At 67.7% G+C, this 12,082-nt stretch carries 15 protein-coding genes; 4 read left to right on the top strand and 11 right to left on the bottom strand.

Features of this window, described 5'->3' with window-relative positions; translation table 11 throughout:
* The 6 genes from ABLE38_RS00820 to pspA are packed head-to-tail and all read right to left on the bottom strand — an operon-like array spanning nt 1 to nt 2,274.
* On the bottom strand, nt 1-315 hold the full coding sequence (locus tag ABLE38_RS00820) for a hypothetical protein (RefSeq protein WP_348972277.1): 315 nt from the start codon (nt 313-315) through the stop codon (nt 1-3).
* Between the two features lie 11 nt (nt 316-326).
* Entirely contained in the window at nt 327-614 is a 288-nt protein-coding gene (locus ABLE38_RS00815) for a hypothetical protein (RefSeq protein WP_348974426.1), read from the bottom strand.
* Between the two features lie 55 nt (nt 615-669).
* Nucleotides 670-924: a hypothetical protein gene (locus ABLE38_RS00810; RefSeq protein ID WP_348972276.1), complete on the bottom strand. Its 255-nt coding sequence runs from the start codon at nt 922-924 to the stop codon at nt 670-672.
* 28 nt (nt 925-952) lie between these two features.
* Nucleotides 953-1,330 carry an envelope stress response membrane protein PspC gene (gene pspC / locus ABLE38_RS00805; RefSeq protein ID WP_348974425.1) on the bottom strand — a complete coding sequence of 126 codons (378 nt, stop codon included), beginning with the start codon at nt 1,328-1,330 and terminating at the stop codon, nt 953-955.
* Nucleotides 1,330-1,602 carry an envelope stress response membrane protein PspB gene (pspB, locus tag ABLE38_RS00800; RefSeq protein WP_348972275.1) on the bottom strand — a complete coding sequence of 91 codons (273 nt, stop codon included), beginning with the start codon at nt 1,600-1,602 and terminating at the stop codon, nt 1,330-1,332. Before pspB ends, pspC begins: the two co-directional genes overlap by 1 nt.
* A gap of 3 nt (nt 1,603-1,605) precedes the next feature.
* On the bottom strand, nt 1,606-2,274 hold the full coding sequence (gene pspA, locus ABLE38_RS00795; protein WP_348972274.1) for a phage shock protein PspA: 669 nt from the start codon (nt 2,272-2,274) through the stop codon (nt 1,606-1,608).
* A 406-nt stretch (nt 2,275-2,680) separates the two neighbouring features.
* On the opposite strand from pspA, the gene pspF reads away from it, so the two are divergent.
* The 3 genes from pspF to ABLE38_RS00780 all read left to right on the top strand — a co-directional run bounded on the left by pspF (nt 2,681) and on the right by ABLE38_RS00780 (nt 5,156).
* A complete protein-coding gene (gene pspF, locus ABLE38_RS00790; RefSeq protein ID WP_348972273.1) occupies nt 2,681-3,721 on the top strand; it encodes a phage shock protein operon transcriptional activator in 1,041 nt (346 codons plus the stop codon).
* A 193-nt stretch (nt 3,722-3,914) separates the two neighbouring features.
* Complete coding sequence (locus ABLE38_RS00785; RefSeq protein ID WP_348972272.1) at nt 3,915-4,538, top strand: superoxide dismutase; 624 nt, start codon at nt 3,915-3,917, stop codon at nt 4,536-4,538.
* Nucleotides 4,539-4,808: 270 nt separating this feature from the next.
* Nucleotides 4,809-5,156, top strand: a complete 348-nt coding sequence (locus tag ABLE38_RS00780) for a hypothetical protein (RefSeq protein ID WP_348972271.1) — start codon at nt 4,809-4,811, stop codon at nt 5,154-5,156.
* Here ABLE38_RS00780 and ABLE38_RS00775 read toward each other — a convergent pair.
* The 4 genes from ABLE38_RS00775 to mtaB are packed head-to-tail and all read right to left on the bottom strand — an operon-like array spanning nt 5,153 to nt 9,662.
* On the bottom strand, nt 5,153-6,898 hold the full coding sequence (locus ABLE38_RS00775) for a chloride channel protein (protein ID WP_348972270.1): 1,746 nt from the start codon (nt 6,896-6,898) through the stop codon (nt 5,153-5,155). The genes ABLE38_RS00780 and ABLE38_RS00775 overlap by 4 nt on opposite strands.
* A gap of 7 nt (nt 6,899-6,905) precedes the next feature.
* Nucleotides 6,906-7,520 (bottom strand): inner membrane-spanning protein YciB, encoded by a 615-nt coding sequence (locus tag ABLE38_RS00770; protein WP_348972269.1) that lies wholly within the window; start codon nt 7,518-7,520, stop codon nt 6,906-6,908.
* Nucleotides 7,513-8,448: a signal recognition particle-docking protein FtsY gene (ftsY, locus tag ABLE38_RS00765; RefSeq protein WP_348972268.1), complete on the bottom strand. Its 936-nt coding sequence runs from the start codon at nt 8,446-8,448 to the stop codon at nt 7,513-7,515. The genes ABLE38_RS00770 and ftsY overlap by 8 nt, the downstream gene beginning before the upstream one ends.
* Nucleotides 8,445-9,662 carry a tRNA (N(6)-L-threonylcarbamoyladenosine(37)-C(2))-methylthiotransferase MtaB gene (gene mtaB / locus ABLE38_RS00760; protein WP_348972267.1) on the bottom strand — a complete coding sequence of 406 codons (1,218 nt, stop codon included), beginning with the start codon at nt 9,660-9,662 and terminating at the stop codon, nt 8,445-8,447. Before mtaB ends, ftsY begins: the two co-directional genes overlap by 4 nt.
* Between mtaB and ABLE38_RS00755 the strand changes: the two genes are divergently transcribed.
* A complete protein-coding gene (locus tag ABLE38_RS00755) occupies nt 9,663-10,238 on the top strand; it encodes a DUF924 family protein (protein WP_348972266.1) in 576 nt (191 codons plus the stop codon).
* Between the two features lie 37 nt (nt 10,239-10,275).
* Here the strand turns inward: ABLE38_RS00755 and ABLE38_RS00750 are convergent, their stop codons facing one another.
* Nucleotides 10,276-11,907 (bottom strand): EAL domain-containing protein, encoded by a 1,632-nt coding sequence (locus ABLE38_RS00750; RefSeq protein WP_348972265.1) that lies wholly within the window; start codon nt 11,905-11,907, stop codon nt 10,276-10,278.
* Nucleotides 11,908-12,082: the final 175 nt, after the last annotated feature.

Here is a 12,082-nt window from a genome sequence, read left to right as displayed (position 1 = left end):
TCAGTTACGCGGGCTGCGCAGCTTCTCGATCTCCTGATCGAGCAGGTGCGAGCTGTCGGTCACGATCCGCTCGACATTGCCGAGCCGGTCCTTGATCGATCCCAGCTCGGCACGGAGCTGGGCATTCTCCTGGCTCAGGAGCTTGATCCGCTCCATCGCCGCGTCGTCGTTCTTCGGATAGACCGCCTGGCCCCAAGCCCCGTCGAGGGGGTAGCCATGCTTGATCCGAAGCCAGGTGGTCAGCACCCAGCCACCCACGGTGAGCGCACCAATGATGACGGCGACCGGGGCGAAAGCTGCGAAGGGAAAGTTCATCTCGTCGCTCCTCAGCGCAGGCTGTCGATTTCGCGGGCCACGCGCTCGGCGGGATCGGTGGCGATCCGCTCGAGCACTGCGATCCGCTCCTCGAGCCGCGAGATCTGGCCGGTCAGCCGCTCGTTCTCGGTGGAGAGCAGCGCGATCTTGCGCTCGGCCTGCATGTCCTCGCCGCGGCGCTGGCCCCGGTAGCTGCGGCCGCTGCAGTTCTCGTCCTCGACCGGATAGCCGTGCTTGGCGCGGATCCAGGTCTGGAACGCCCTGGACGCCATCACTGCGACGACGATCAGGACCGGCATCAGCCAACCAAACTCCCTCATTTCTTCCTCCCTGTTGACGTGCCTGGCGATTGGCTCAGCGCAGGCTGTCGATCTCTGCACCCAGACGGTGCGGCTGATCGGTGACGATCTTTTCCAGCACGACCAGGCGGCGATGCATTTCGAGCGTCTCGCGGCGCTGCTGGCGGCTTTCCTCCAGCGCTTCCGCCGGGGCGGCCTGGGCGATCTCGGCCAGGGCGCGCTTCACCTTGCGGTTGGCGAAGAACTGGATGGCCAGGGTGCCCGCGATCCCGGTGAGCATCCCCATGATGAAATATGGCGTCGGATCCATGTCTCTGTCCCTCTTTGACGGCTGCGTCTCAGCGCAGGCTGTCGATCTCGTCGGCCAGGCGCGTGTTGCGGGCCGTGTAGTACATCTCGATATCGGCCATGCGGCGGTCGATGTCGCGGAACTTGGAGCGGACCTCGGCGGTCGTGCGGCTCGGATTGGAGCGGACGCCCTGCCAGAACTTCGCTTCTTCCGGGCCTTCGTACAGCCCATAGGGCTTGTTCGGCGCCATCCAGGCGATCAGCACATAGGCCACGATGTTGATCGGGAAGATCCCGAAGGAGAGCATCACGAAGCCGAGGCGGAGCCAGATGGCGTCGATCCCGGTATAGTCCGCAAGCCCCGAGCAGACGCCCAGCCACTTGCCGTTGGCCTTGTCGAGGTAAAAACGCGTGCGGCTCGACATGATCAGTTCCTCCTCGAGATATCGTAGGGGCTCTGCTCGGGGCGCTGGTCCCGGAGCGGCCGGAAGTCGGGGTTGTCGGCGGCGAGGATGCGCTCGATCGTGATCAGGCGCTCCTCGAGCTGGCGGGCGGTGTAGTGCAGCTCGTCGAGCAGCTTCTCATCCTCGCCCGTGATCGTCGCCGACTGCTTCCACTTGGTAATGTAGTGCATGATCACCCAGGGAAGCCCGATGAACAGCATCCCGACGATCACGATCGGCAGAAAGACGTCCTCCATCGCTTAGGCTCCCTTGTTGAGGCGGGCCTTCAGCGCCTCGAGCTCGGCATCCACCTTCTCCGACGAGCGGAGTTCGGCGATTTCCTCGTCGAGCGTCTTGGGCGCACCGCCCAGGCCGGCGGCATCGGCGCGGCCCTCGGCCAGGTCGACCCGGCGCTCGAGCACGTCGAAGCGCGAGAAGGCGTCCTGCATGCGGCTGCCATTGGTCATCTCGCGCAGGCGCGTGCGGTTGCTCGCGGTCTCCAGGCGGGTGACGATCGAGTTCTGGCGGGCGCGGGCCTCGCGCAGCTTGGTCTGGAGCTTGTTGATGTCCTCTTCCGACAGGCGCAGCGCCTCGTCGAGCACGGCAATCTCCTCGCCCAGCTGCTCGCACATGTCGGCAGCCTTCTGCTTCTCGACCAGCGCGGCCTTGGCCAGATCCTCGCGGCCCTTCGAAAGCGCCAGCTCGGCCTTCTCGGTCCAGCTCTCCTGGAGCTTTTCGAGCTTGGCGATGTGGCGGCGCATTTCCTTCTGGTCCGCGATCGTGCGGGCCGCGGAAGCGCGGACCTCGACCAGGGTTTCCTCCATCTCGAGGATGATCATGCGGACCATCTTCGCCGGGTCCTCCGCCTTGTCGAGCAGATCGGTGACATTGGCGGCGATGATGTCCCGGGTTCGCGAGAAGATACCCATTTCGTCTTCACTCCTTCGTTTTTGTTTCTCGCCGGGAGGGGCCTAGGGGGTGACCCCTCCCGGGAGTATCTCCGCTCGCGGGGGCAATTGCGAGCGGGGGACCCTTATGTTTGTGTCAGGCCATCACCGGGCCGACCGTGCCGGCCATGATGACCAGGCTGAGGGCGACCGAGAGAGCCACCGCGAAGAAAGCGTTGCGGTAGTAGGCGATGTTGGCGTTGGCGTTCATGTTCCTGTTCCCTGAACCTTGGTGTCTGTGTTGCCCGTTGGCGGGCTTGCTCAATGCATTGCAGGGGCCGTGCCAATTTGCGAAAACCGCAGAAATCTGCCGTTTCTGCCGTTCACAAGGCGTTCAGGTCGTGGATTTAACTTGCCAAGTGTTGGGAAAATACACCAAGGATTTGGCATGGAGCGCATAACCCAGGTCATCGGCCAGTCCTCGGCATTCCTCGACGCGCTCGAGCGCGCCAGCCGTGCTGCCGCGCTCGACCGGCCGGTGCTGGTGATCGGCGAGCGTGGCACCGGCAAGGAGCTGGTCGCCGAGCGCCTCCACCGCCTGTCGCCGCGATGGGACCAACCGCTGGTGACGATGAACTGCGCCGCGCTGCCCGAGACGCTGATCGAGGCCGAATTGTTCGGGCACGAGGCCGGCGCCTTCACCGGCGCGACCAAGGCACGCACCGGGCGATTCGAGGAAGCGCATCGCGGCACGTTGTTCCTCGACGAGCTCGGCACGCTGTCGATGGGCGCGCAGGAGCGGCTGCTGCGTGCGGTCGAATATGGCGAAGTCACCCGGATCGGCTCGTCGCGTCCGGTGCAGGTCGATGTCCGCATCGTCGCGGCGACCAACGAGCATCTGCCCGAGCGGGTGGAGAAGGGGACGTTCCGCGCCGACCTGCTCGACCGGCTGAGCTTCGAAGTCGTCACGCTACCGCCGCTGCGCCACCGCGGCGGCGACGTCGAGGTGCTTGCCGAATTCTACGGCCGGCGCATGGCGAGCGAGATCGGCTGGGCGGCATGGCCGGGCTGGGGGCCGAACGCGCTCGACATCCTCGTCCACTATGACTGGCCGGGCAATGTCCGCGAGCTGCGCAACGTCGTCGAGCGCGCGGTCTATCGCTGGGAGCAGGACGGGCCGATCGACGCGATCGAGATCGATCCGTTCCAGTCGCCCTATCGCATCCGCACCATGCCGGGCAGCGCCTCGAGCGCGCCGGCGCCTGCCGCCGTTGCGTCTGCTCCGACCACGCTGGAAGCGCAGCCCGTGTCGCTTGCCGGCGCGACCGACTTCAAGAGCCGGGTGTCGCGCTTCGAGAAGGAACTGCTCCAGCGCGCGCTCGCCGATCACCGCTTCAACCAGCGCGCCACGGCGGAGGCGCTGGGGCTGACCTATGACCAGCTTCGCCACGCGCTGAAGCGGCATGAATTGCTGCAGGCGGGGGCCTGAAAATGCGCGCGAACGCAGGCTAATGCGTGTCGTTCGCAACAGTAATTGCGCCAATCGCACCCAATCGAAATTTTCATTTGCGCCACGCAACGATTTTTCCGCGACAGCGGCGATTTTTGCGCGCTAGGGGAGGGACCGCATCGCCCGGCGGTTCGTTGCCCCGGGTGACCCCTTTGGTGACCTGGAGAAACCCATGGCTTTCGAACTTCCCCCGCTTCCCTTCGACAAGGACGCGCTGGCGCCGCACATGTCGGCGGAGACGCTCGAGTTCCACCACGGCAAGCACCACAAGGCCTATGTCGACAAGACCAACGGCTTCATCGCCGAGAAGGGCCTGGAGGGCCGCAAGCTCAGCGAAGTGATCGCGCATGCCAAGGAGACGGGCGACAAGGGCCTGTTCAACAACTCGGCGCAGATCTGGAACCACAGCTTCTTCTGGCAGGGCCTGACCGGCGAGAAGACGGCGCCGAGCGGCAAGCTCGCCGAGCTGATCGCGTCGCAGTATGGCTCGACCGACGAGCTGGTGAAGAAGCTGGTCGCGGAATCGACCGCGCATTTCTCGAACGGCTGGGGCTGGCTGGTGCTCGACGGCGACGCGCTCAAGGTCACCTCGCTGCACGACGCCGACACGCCGGTGGTCTATGAGGGCATGAAGCCGCTGCTGACGATCGACGTGTGGGAGCACGCCTACTACATCGATTATCGCAACCTGCGCCCGAAGTATCTCGAGACGGTTACCGCGAACATCATCAACTGGGACTTCGTGTCGCAGAATCTCGACGGCGCCGGCGTGAGCCGTGCGGACCAGGACAGCTGATCCTTCCCGGAACGGCGAATTGGAAAAGGGGGCGTCCGAGCGATCGGGCGCCCCTTTTTCCTGGGCAGGTGCTGCGCCCAAACCCCAACCGTCATCCCGGCCTTGTGCCGGGATCCACTGCGCCGCTCCGGATGCGCTTGAGCCTCTTGTCCATGATTCGCCTCCCGGTAGGCCCCGGCACAAGGCCGGGGTGACGAAGAGTGGCATTCATTGGCCGTTCAAGCGCCTCGGGCGAGCCTCCCGCCAACCACTGCTTCGGGGAAAGTCGTGATGCGCCGTTACCTGATCCTTGCACCTCTGCTCCTCGCCGCCGCGCCGGCCTCCGCGCAGATCTGGGGCGGGCCGACGATGCATGGGCCCTCGGGCGGCACGATGGCGAGCGACCGAGGCACCGCCGAGACCGCCAAGATCCGCGACGACATCCGTGCCGGGCGTGACAGCGGCCAGCTCAGCCGGCGCGAGGCCAAGCAGCTCAAGCGCGAGGCCTGGCAGATCGATACGCTGGAAGAGCGCTATGCTGCGGGCGGACTCAGCCCCGCCGAGGAGGCCGAGCTGTTCGCCCGGCGCGAGGCGCTGCGCAGCGACGTGATCGCCAAGCGGACCGGCACGCGGCCCTAGGCCTCGCCGTACAGCTCGCGCTGGGCGCGTTCGAGCTCCTCGGCATAGCGGCGCCGGGCGTGGCGCTCGGTGATCAGGCCGGCCACGCAGCCGTCGGGCGTCACTACCGCGAGATCGTCCGCGGCCACTGCATCGAAGCGCTCCAGCACATCGGCTATCCCCATTTCCGGCGCCAGCCTAGCCTGGCGGAGCTTCGCCAGCGTGCCGATCTCGGCGGCTGCCTCGATATCGGGCGACCAGGCCGCGGCGGTCTCGACGATGCCGGCATAGTGGCCGTGCACGTCGAGCAGCACGACGCGGGTGGTCGAGCCCAGCGGATAGCGGTCGCGGAAGGTGCAGATGCTGGCATCGGCGGCGAGCTGGGGCACGTCGCGGCGCATCATCTGGCCGGCGGTGAGCGCGCGCATCCAGCCGACGTCGCGCCCGCTGCGCAGCGTCTCGCCGCGCAGGTGCAGCCGCCAGGTCGAGAAGCTGTAGCCGAACAGCTCGCGCGCCAAGGTGGAGGAGATCAGCGTGGCGGCGACCGCTACGCCGGTGATCGAGAAGTCGTGCGTCACCTCAAGGACCAGCAACGACATGGTCAGCGGCCCGCCGACCACCGCCACCGCAAGCGCCGCCATGCCGACCACGGTGGCGTCGTCGGGCGCCAGCACGTGCAGGCCCGGCACATGCGCCAGCACCACCTGGTAGAACCGCCCGACCAGCGAGCCGAGGAACAGCGAGGCGAAGAACAGTCCGCCGCGGAAGCCGAAGCCGAGCGACAGCGCCGAGGCGAGCATCTTGAGCAGGATCGTCAGCGCGAGGCCCGCGATCGTCACTTCGGTCGCCAGGTTGAGGTTGAGCGCGCCGTGCCCGCCCGACAGCGTCTGCGCCGAGGCCAGGCCGAGCGGCACGAGCAGCAGCCCGCCGACCAACGGCGCCCAATGCGCGGGCAGACGGGTGCGGTGGACGGCATGCTCGACCAGCGAGACCAGCCGCATCAGCGCGATGCCGACGCCGGCGCAGAGCAGCCCGAGCACGCCGTAGAGCGCATAATCGGCGGTGCCGATCGGGTGCATGCCGCCGGCGGCGATCACATAGGGCGTCATGCCGAGCCCGCGCGCGACCACGGCGGCGGCAAGCGCGGCGAGCATCACCGGGGCGACATTGGCGGGGGTATAGGCGCCGAGCACGACTTCGAAGGCGTAGAATGCGCCGGTTAGCGGCGCGCCGAAGGCCGCGCTCACGGCCGCGCCCGCACCGGCGGCCATCAGCGTGCGCAGGTCGCTGCGGCGCAGCTTCACGCGCTGGCCGAGCAGCGAGGCGAGTCCGCCGCCCGCCTGGGCATAGGCCGCCTCCAGCCCCACCGAGGCGCCGAAGCTGTTGGAGAGCAAGGTGGTGCCGACGACCGTCGCGGTGTCGCGCGCCGGGATGCGGCCGCCGTGGAGCGCGTTGGCCTCGACGATGTCGACTGCCTTGCGCCGGCGCAGGAACCACAGGACCAGCCCGAGCAGCGCGCCGCCAACGGGAAGGGCGATCAGCCGCCAGGGCGCGATCTCGCTTGCCGCGCTCAGATGCTCGCCCTGCGCCAGCCCGAACAGCAGCCGCTGGGTGCCGCGCGCGACCTGTCCCAACGCGATCGCGCACAGCCCGGCGCCCGCACCGACGAGCAGCGACAATGCCAGGAACCCCAGGGCGTTGGATCGGGTCTGCCGGCGCAGCCAGTTGGCGGCGCGCACCGCGCGATACAATGGGCTCGACACCCGCCGCTTACTCCTGCGGCGGGACCGGCGCTTCCTGCGGTGCCTCGAGCTGCAAGCCGTGCTTGAGCAGCATCGGGATGTTGAGCATCGCGAAGACGAGCGTGACCGGGATCATCACCCAGGTCTTGAACACCACCCACTGGTCCCAGGTGACGAAGTGGCGCACGCCTTCGTTCGCCGCCGCCGCCACGGCGAAGAAGATCGCCCAGTTGAGGGTCAGCAGCCGCCAGCCCTTGGCGGACAGTCCCGGATAGGCCTGTTCGAGCAGCATCTGGAGCAGCGGCTTGTCGGCGATCAGGCCATAGCCGAGCACGATCGCGAACATCGCATAGATGATCGTCGGCTTGATCTGGATGAAGGTCTGGTCGTGGAAGTAGAGCGTCAGCCCGCCGAACAGCAGCACGAAGGCGGCGGTGATCCACAGCATCGGCGAGACGTGGCGGGTCTTCCACCACGAGAGCGCGATCGCCGCGGCCATCGCGACCATGAAAGCCACGGTGGCGGCGAACACGCGCGCCAGCACCGGGCCGTGCGCCAGCGCGTTGACGCCGAAGAACACCGCGAGCGGCCCGTAATCGATCAGCAGACGCACGCCGGGCGAGGCGGCCTTCTTCTCAGCCATTGGTAAGCTCCTCCACGCCCGCGATGATCCGGGCGACTTCCTCGGCATTGAACGGGCGCAGGTCGTCCACCTTCTCGCCCACGCCGATCGCATGGATCGGCAAGCCGTATCTCTCCGCCGCCGCGACGAGCACCCCGCCGCGGGCGGTGCCGTCGAGCTTGGTCATGACGAGGCCCGTCACGCCGGCGACTTCCTTGAAAACTTCGATCTGGTTGAGCGCGTTCTGCCCCGTCGTCGCGTCGAGCACGAGCACCACGTCGTGCGGCGCCGCCGGGTTGAGCCGGCCGAGTACGCGGCGAATCTTGGCGAGTTCGTCCATCAGCTCGCGCTTGTTCTGCAGGCGCCCGGCGGTATCGACGATCAGCACGTCGGTGCCGATCTCGGTCGCCTTCTTCACGGCCTCGAACACGATGCCTGCCGCGTCGCCACCCTCGGGGCCGGTGACGATCGGCACGCCGATCCGCTCGGCCCAGGTCCTGAGCTGGCCGATCGCGGCCGCGCGGAAGGTGTCGCCCGCCGCGAGCATAACCGCATAATCCTGCTCCATCAGCAGGTTGGCGAGCTTGGCGATCGTCGTGGTCTTGCCCGAGCCGTTGACGCCGATGACCAGGATCACCTGCGGGCGCGGGAAGGCCTCGATCTCCAGCTTTTTCGCCACCGGTGCGAGCACCTTGGCGACTTCCTCGGCGACGACCAGGCGGATGCCCAGCTCCTCCATGTTGCGCTCATACTGGCCCTCGGCCAGCCGCTGGCGCACCCGCGCGGCAGTGGCCGGGCCAAGGTCCGAGGCGATCAGCGCCTCCTCGATCTCGTCGAGCGTCGCATCGTCGAGCCGCGCCAGGCCGAGGCCGGCGAGGTTGCCGATCAGCCGGTCGGACGTCTTGCGGAAGCCGCCGAGCAGCTTCTCGTGCCAGCTGGGGCCGCTCATGCGACCAGCTTCCCGTCCTGCACATCGACAATCTTGACGCTCACAATCTCTCCGACCTGGCTTGGGGCGAGGCGAACCTCGGCGAAATTGCCGGCATGGCCCCGTTCGCCGGGGCGCTCTACCAGCACTTGCTGGGTGCTGCCTACCAGGCTTTGCAGCCAGGCGGTGCGGCGGCGCTCCGCCGCGGCACGCAGCCGGGCGGCACGCGCCCTGACGATCCCGGGCTCGACCTGCGGCATCCTGGCGGCGGGCGTGCCGGCGCGCGGCGAATAGGGGAAGATGTGGCCGTGGACGATCCCGCAATCCTCGACCAGCGCCAGCGTGTTGACGAACATCGCCTCGTCCTCGGTCGGGAAGCCGGCGATCAGGTCGGCGCCGATCGCGATCTCCGGGCGCGCCGCGCGCAGCCGCTCGGCCAGCGCCACCGATTGCGCGCGGCTGTGGCGCCGCTTCATGCGCTTCAGGATCATGTCGTCCCCCGCCTGGAGCGAGAGATGGACGTGCGGCATCAGGCGTGGCTCCCCGGTGAGCAACGCAAACAACCGGTCGTCGACTTCGATCCCGTCGAGCGAGGAAAGCCGGAGGCGCTTGAGGCTGGGAACATGGGTCAGGATGCGCTCGACCAGCTGACCGAGGCTCGGCGCGCCAGGCAGGTCGGGGCCGTAGCTGGTGAGGTCGACGCCGGTCAGCACCACCTCGGCATGGCTCTCGGCCAGCTGGGCGACGCGGTCGATCACGGCGCCGGCCGGCACCGAGCGGCTGTTTCCCCGGCCATAGGGGATCGCGCAGAAGGTGCAGCGATGATCGCAGCCATTCTGCACCTCGACGAACGCGCGGGCATGGGTGGAGAAGCTGGCGGCGAGATGCGGCGCGGTCTCGCGGACGGCCATGATGTCCTGGACCAGCACCGGCTCGGGCGCGGTCCAGGCATCGGCGCGGAGCTTCTCGGCATTGCCGATCACGCGATCGACCTCGGGCATCGCCGCAAACGCCGCCGGATCGATCTGCGCCGCGCAGCCGGTCACCACCAGCTCGGCACCCGGCCGCTCGCGGCGCGCGCGGCGGATCGCCTGGCGGGTCTGCTTGGCGGCCTCGTTGGTCACGGCGCAGCTGTTGATCACGATGGTATCGCGATCGGCGAGCAGGGCGCGGATCGTTTCGCTCTCGGCGAGGTTGAGTCGGCAACCCAGACTGATGACGTGAGGGGATGACATTTGGCCGGTGATCTAGGCGCGACGACCCACGATGTCCACGTGAAGGCCCGTGACGTGCTGGGCTTCTGGTTCGCGCTCACGCCCGAACAGCATTTCGCCAAGTCGGCGCGGGTCGACGCGCAGATCAAGGAGCGCTTCGGCGCGCTTCGCGATCTGGTGCTCGGATCGGGCGCGGCGGACTGGCGCGGCGATCCCGAGACGCTGCTCGCCGCGATCATCCTGCTCGACCAGTTCAGCCGCAACATCCACCGCGACGGCGCCGAGGCGTTCGCCGCCGATCCGCTGGCGCTGCACCTGGCGCTGGAGGCGATCGGCAAGGGCTGGGACGAGTCGATGTCGGCCGAGCATCGCCAGTTCCTCTATCTCCCGCTCGAACATGCCGAGGACAAGGCGATGCAGGCGCTGAGCATCGAGAAGTTCGAGTCGCTGGGCGACGCCTATCTGCTCGGCTTCGCGGAGAAGCATGCCGAGGTGATCGCGAAGTTCGGGCGTTTCCCGAGCCGGAATGCGGCGCTGGGGCGGGAATCGACGGCAGAGGAGCTGGAATTCCTGAAGCAGGATGGGGCGGGGTGGTGACCTTCTAACTCCCTTCCCTTGCAGGGAGGGGAATAAGTTAACCCGCCATCCGCCGATCGCCCTCGGGCGCTTCCGGCGCGCTTTGCGCTGCCGAGCCCGTCAGGATCAGCCGGCGCTCGGCCAGCAGGCGGCGCACGCCGCTCACCGACAACGGCTTGCCGTAGAGCCAACCCTGGGCCTTGGCGCAGCCGGCGGCGCGCAGCCGCTCCTCGATTGCGGCGTCTTCCACGCCCTCGGCGGTGATCGGCAGGTTCAGGCTCTCGCCCAGGCTGATGATCGCATTGACGATCGCGGCCGAGTCGGCGCTGGTGTTGAGCGAGATGACGAAGCTCTTGTCGATCTTGATCCGGTCGAACGGCAGCGCGCGCAGATGGGCGAGCGACGAATAGCCGGTGCCGAAATCGTCGAGCGCCAGCTTGGCGCCCTGGTTCTTGAGGCTGCCGACGATCGACTGGGCGAGCGCGAGATTGTCGAACAGCGAGCTCTCGGTGATCTCCACCTCGAGCCGGCTGGCGGGGAAGCCGGTCTCGGCGAGCACCTTGATGATCTTCTGCGCCAGCCAGGCGTCGCGCAGCTGCCAGGGCGAGATGTTGATCGACAGGGTGAGCGAGGGATCCCAGTCGCGCGCGGCGAGGAAGGCCTGGCGCATGATCGAGAGCGAGAGGTCGGCGATCATGCCGGTCTCTTCCGCGATCGGGATGAACAGCTCGGGGCTGATCAGCCCGCGCGTCGGATGCTCCCAGCGCGCCAGCACCTCGAAGCCGTGCAGGCGGTTGGTGCTGAGATCGATCTGCTGCTCGAAATAGGGGACGATCTCGCCGCGCGGGATCGCGGTGCGCAGCCCGTTCTCCAGCTCGTTGCGGATCTGGAGCTCGCGCTCCATCGAGTGATCGAACCAGGCATAGCGGTTGCGGCCCGATTTCTTGGCCGCATACATCGCGATGTCCGCCGAGCGCATCAGCGCGTCGATGCTCGCGCAATCGAAGTCCGAGCGCGCGATGCCGAGCGAGCAGGAGATGTGCAGGCGCAGGCCCTCGGCCTCGAAGGGCTGGGCCATGCGGCTGACCAGCCGCTCGGCGATCCGCTCGACCACCGCGGGCTCGCTGGGATCGAACAGGAAGCCGCAGGCGAACTCGTCGCCGCCCAGCCGCGCGGTGAGCGCGATCGGCGGCATGACATGCGCGATCTCGCCGGCGACGGCGCGCAGCAGCGCGTCGCCCACCGCATGGCCGTGCATGTCGTTGATCGTCTTGAAGTGATCGAGGTCGAGCATGACCATCGCCATGGCCTTGCGGCGGCGCTGGGCGCGGACGAACATCGCAGCGCCTTCCTCGGCCAGGCTGCGGCGATTGTAGAAGCCGGTCAGCGGATCGCGGCTGGCGAGCTGCTGGGCGCGCTCCTCCGCTGCGGCGCGGATCTGCACCTCGTGGCTCAGCGCCGAGTGACGCCGCCAGCCGAACAGGATCAGCGCGACGTTGAGCAGCAGCGCGATCACCAGCGTGCGATCCGCCGGCGCGCCGCCCTCGAAATAATATTGCAGCGTCTTGGACAGCACCGCGCTGCCCGTTCCCACGAACAGCAGGATCGCCGACACGCTGATCGCGCCCGAGAGCAGGCTCGGCCGCGGCGCGCGTTGCGAAATGGTGTGGTCTTCGAGGTCCAGCGACATGCCGGCAGCTATCCCCTGATACGATGGGGGTCATTTCTCATGCTCAGGGTATAGATCGGGTTAAGCCCGCGACACGATTGCGCAATAAATCTGCGATGCCCTGTGCACTTGCCTCTCGCGCGCCGATGGGCTAGGGGCCGCCGCGACCGTTCTCTTCGAACGCGAGACATTTGCC

The organism is Sphingomonas sp. KR3-1, assembly GCF_040049295.1.
In the GTDB taxonomy this organism is placed as follows: domain Bacteria; phylum Pseudomonadota; class Alphaproteobacteria; order Sphingomonadales; family Sphingomonadaceae; genus Sphingomonas.
This window is presented reverse-complemented; position numbering and strand designations above follow the sequence as displayed.

Excerpts from the sequence above, each read along its gene's own strand:
- ABLE38_RS00820 (WP_348972277.1), bottom strand. The coding sequence starts at position 315 with ATGAACTTTCCCTTCGCAGCTTTCGCCCCGGTCGCCGTCATCATTGGT.
- ABLE38_RS00815 (WP_348974426.1), bottom strand. The coding sequence starts at position 614 with ATGCCGGTCCTGATCGTCGTCGCAGTGATGGCGTCCAGGGCGTTCCAG.
- ABLE38_RS00810 (WP_348972276.1), bottom strand. The coding sequence starts at position 924 with ATGGATCCGACGCCATATTTCATCATGGGGATGCTCACCGGGATCGCG.
- pspB (WP_348972275.1), bottom strand. The coding sequence starts at position 1,602 with ATGGAGGACGTCTTTCTGCCGATCGTGATCGTCGGGATGCTGTTCATC.
- pspA (WP_348972274.1), bottom strand. The coding sequence starts at position 2,274 with ATGGGTATCTTCTCGCGAACCCGGGACATCATCGCCGCCAATGTCACC.
- pspF (WP_348972273.1), top strand. The coding sequence starts at position 2,681 with ATGGAGCGCATAACCCAGGTCATCGGCCAGTCCTCGGCATTCCTCGAC.
- ABLE38_RS00785 (WP_348972272.1), top strand. The coding sequence starts at position 3,915 with ATGGCTTTCGAACTTCCCCCGCTTCCCTTCGACAAGGACGCGCTGGCG.
- ABLE38_RS00780 (WP_348972271.1), top strand. The coding sequence starts at position 4,809 with ATGCGCCGTTACCTGATCCTTGCACCTCTGCTCCTCGCCGCCGCGCCG.
- ABLE38_RS00770 (WP_348972269.1), bottom strand. The coding sequence starts at position 7,520 with ATGGCTGAGAAGAAGGCCGCCTCGCCCGGCGTGCGTCTGCTGATCGAT.
- ftsY (WP_348972268.1), bottom strand. The coding sequence starts at position 8,448 with ATGAGCGGCCCCAGCTGGCACGAGAAGCTGCTCGGCGGCTTCCGCAAG.
- mtaB (WP_348972267.1), bottom strand. The coding sequence starts at position 9,662 with ATGTCATCCCCTCACGTCATCAGTCTGGGTTGCCGACTCAACCTCGCC.
- ABLE38_RS00750 (WP_348972265.1), bottom strand. The coding sequence starts at position 11,907 with ATGTCGCTGGACCTCGAAGACCACACCATTTCGCAACGCGCGCCGCGG.